The organism is Polaribacter sp. Z014 (assembly GCF_023555435.1).
Classification (GTDB): Bacteria; Bacteroidota; Bacteroidia; order Flavobacteriales; family Flavobacteriaceae; genus Polaribacter.
In genome coordinates this window covers 1-902 of record NZ_JALCZP010000103.1, presented here as the reverse complement: position 1 = coordinate 902, position 902 = coordinate 1, and the positions used below count along the sequence as shown (strand labels likewise).

Here is a 902-nt window from a genome sequence, read left to right as displayed (position 1 = left end):
TTGGTTGGTAAATCTTTAATTCCTTGTCTAGATAAAATTAAACCTGTTGGTGTATTTTTATTTTCTAACGCCATTTTCCAAGCAACGCTTGTTTCTGCAGAATCTGCAGGACGTAAAGCCATAAAACTTGGATTTCCGCTATGGTTTTTTAATTTTTCTAACAATCTAATTTGCGCTTCTTGCTCTACAGGTTGATGCGTTGGTCCGTCTTCTCCAACTCTAAAAGCATCATGTGTCCACACATATTTTACACCTAATTCTTGAATTCCGCTTAAACGAATCGCTGGTTTCATATAGTCTGAAAACACAAAGAAAGTTGCTACTACAGGAATAATTCCTCCGTGTAATGCAATACCATTTGCAATACAAGACATGGTTAACTCTGCAACACCTGCCTGTAAGAATGATCCTGAAAAATCACCTTTTTTAAGTGCGTGTGTTTTCTTTAAGAATCCGTCTGTTTTGTCAGAGTTCGATAAATCCGCAGAAGAAACAATCATGTTTTCTACCTTTTCTGCTAAATATCCTAAAACTCCGGAAGAAGCGGCTCTTGTTGCTAAGCCCGCTTTATGTTCAATTCCTTCAAAATCTAATTCTGGTAATTCTCCTGATAAAAAGAAATCTAATTTTGTTGCTAATTCAGGGTTTGCTTCTCTCCAAATAGAAATATCTGCTTTTTTATCTCTTGCTTCTACTATTTTTCTATCTAATAAATCTTTGTAAAAAACACTTACGTCTTCATAAATATCAAAAGGATTTTCTGGATTTGCACCTAAATGTAACAAGGTTTTTGTGTAATCTGCTCCTGTTGCTCCAATTGGCTGACCGTGTAATTCACATTCACCTTCAAAAGTTTTATCATCTGCAGTAACACAACCTTTACCCATTATTGTTTTTCCAAT

General features: G+C 35.1%; 1 protein-coding gene. It reads right to left on the bottom strand.

Annotated features, from left to right (window positions below):
- The coding region (locus tag MPF19_RS19115) for a thiamine pyrophosphate-binding protein (RefSeq protein ID WP_502925282.1) at nucleotides 1-902 on the bottom strand (902 nt) is incomplete at both ends.